Origin of the sequence: Erythrobacter donghaensis (assembly GCF_001557325.1) — a bacterium.
Lineage (GTDB): Bacteria > Pseudomonadota > Alphaproteobacteria > Sphingomonadales > Sphingomonadaceae > Erythrobacter > Erythrobacter donghaensis_B.
In genome coordinates, this window is the sequence record NZ_LSJS01000048.1 from 1 (window position 1) to 2,147 (window position 2,147).

A 2,147-nucleotide genomic window follows, 5' to 3' on the forward strand; every position below is an offset into this window, starting at 1 on the left:
CAATGTTGGTCGTCTTCTGGGGAAAGCGCGTCCAGACATTGCCGAGGCTGTAATAGCCGGCCGATTGCCCCTGAAACGCGGTCGGCCCGTTGACGTTGGCTGCGCCGCCGACGTCGTTCAGAAACGAGTCCATCGAACTGCCGACGTCGGCCGATGCACTGGTGAGAGGAAGGGTAGCTGCAAGGATCGCAGCGACGGCTCTTATCATCCTAGTAGTCACGTCCAGCTTCCTTCGATGTGAGGAGATAAATCCGGTCCTGAAGCTCGTCGGCGCTCATCACCCCGTAGCCGATCGGAATGGGGCGGCCGGTCTGCGCGTCCCAGAGCACGACCGCAGGCGTGATCTTGGGCTCCAGGCCCATGCGGGTGCGCTGGTTGGTCTCGACCGTGTAGTTCGGGAAATGGCGCGATGGGCCACCATCGGTCGAAATCGCCCGCACCGCGATGTGCCAGGTCGAGGCAACGCTCTGCACGATCGGCGACATGACCTCGCAGGCGCCGCAGCTCTGGGCGAAGAAGTAGAAGAGCCCGTAGCGCTCGGAGAGCTGCGCCATTGCCGCGTTCCGTTCCGCGCTGCGCGAATCCTGCCACTGGCGCTTGCCGAGCGTCGAAACCGGGCGCTGCAGCGTGTAGTCGAGTTCGGGATCCTGCCAGATCGCCCGCTGCCAGACGTCGCTGAAGAGCGAAGCTTGGTCGAGCTGGGCCCGCTGGAACCGGATGTAGGCCGTCACATTGGCAGGCGTGGGCTCGAGGATCGCCTTGGCCTTGAGCTCCCGCAATGTCGCCGTGATTGCGTCAAGCTGGCTCGTGGCACTCGCCGCCGGCGCAGGTGCCTTCTGTTCCGGCGGTTTGGGCCGATTGCAGTAGAACCAGTACCCCAGCCTGCGCTCGGCGCAGTAGAAGCTGTCCTGCCGCTCGTCCGTCTCGGCGCGTGGCAGCGCATCGTCTTGGGTGGTGGTCGTCTGCGCGTTTGCAGACGGAAGGACGCAAACGGCATTGGCAATCGCGCAGGCGGCAAGCAGCCGCCACGCGGCCTTATTGGCGTGCGCGGGCATAATAGTCCTCGATCTTCTGTTGGATTTCCTGGGTGGCCTGCAGTTCGTCAGGCAGGCGGGCGGCGTCGGTGAACTCGGCATAGACTTCGCTGAAGTCCATTCGGCTCAGATCAAGCCGGGCGAACTCGTCGATGGTGAACCCGGAGCATTGCTCCGTCTTCGGCTTGCCCCAGGGCTTGTTCAGCTGCTGGCGGCCTTGCTCCTGCAGGATCCGCGAGAGCTTGGATTCAAAGCAGCAGTAGACCTTCCGCTTGGTCAGGCACACGCCAAGGAAGGAGGACGAGCAATAAGTGCCGACGTAGGCGCACAAACCTTGCGCGTCTTTCTGATGCAGCAGCATCTCCTCGCGGCTGCAGCCCAGCGCTACGAGCAGCTGGATGCCCGGAATCAGCGGGAAGCCTTTGCCCTTGCAGCAGTTGAGAATGCCGAAAACCTTCGACGAGCAGCTTTCGCGGGTCCCCTTGAACAAGGTTAGATTGTCAGGATCGAACTCGCGGCGGGCCTGATTCATCGCGTTCAACGCGACAACCGCGTCCTTGAACTCGTCATTGGCTTCGCGCTGGATGGTCTCGCACGAGCCATCGATGCAGTAGACATCGCCATCGCAGATGAACTGATTGCTGTTCGCGGGCTGGTCCGGAACCGGGCAATCATAGACCCGCTCCCAGGTGCGGCAGGGCTCGCCAGCGAGACAGTCTTCGCGCACGAGCTTGCAGCCCGGAGTGTCTACAAGTGTCTGGCAGTCCTGAGCCTCGGTAAACTGCGCGCAGCTGTAACTCCGGCTCCATGCCCAGCAAGGCTGCGTCACGGCGATGCCATCGACAATGCGGGTTACCGGATCGCTGTCGGTGCACGTCTCGGTGTCTTGCTGGCACGAGCTGTCGGCCGCGATGCCGGCGCATTGGCTCTCATCGCGCGTGGTGGTTACGACGTTCTCGCCCGTCACCGTATAGGGTGTGGCGCCATCGACCGGCGCGGTACAACTGACGAGGTCAACCCTGAGGTCGCCAGAGTTGCAGCCCCAGTAGATCCCGAAGTAGGGATCGCACAGGTTGATCGGATAGGACTGCGTGACCGTGCATTGCGGCGCGG

3 protein-coding genes are annotated in these 2,147 nt (G+C 62.9%); all 3 read right to left on the bottom strand.

Annotated elements, in window-relative coordinates:
* Positions 1 to 208: conjugal transfer protein TraH (locus AX692_RS18670; RefSeq protein ID WP_196491753.1), on the bottom strand; the 208-nt coding region annotated here is incomplete at its 3' end.
* Position 209: 1 nt separating this feature from the next.
* Positions 210 to 1,055, bottom strand: coding sequence for a conjugal transfer protein TraF (locus tag AX692_RS01520; protein WP_073977544.1), 846 nt, complete (start codon positions 1,053 to 1,055; stop codon positions 210 to 212).
* A partial coding sequence (locus tag AX692_RS01525; RefSeq protein WP_073977545.1) for a conjugal transfer protein TraN occupies positions 1,036 to 2,147 on the bottom strand: 1,112 nt, incomplete at its 5' end. The genes AX692_RS01525 and AX692_RS01520, both read right to left, overlap by 20 nt.

Bases quoted from the DNA above. Each gene is read 5' to 3' on its own strand.
- AX692_RS01520 (WP_073977544.1), bottom strand. From the start codon at position 1,055: ATGCCCGCGCACGCCAATAAGGCCGCGTGGCGGCTGCTTGCCGCCTGC.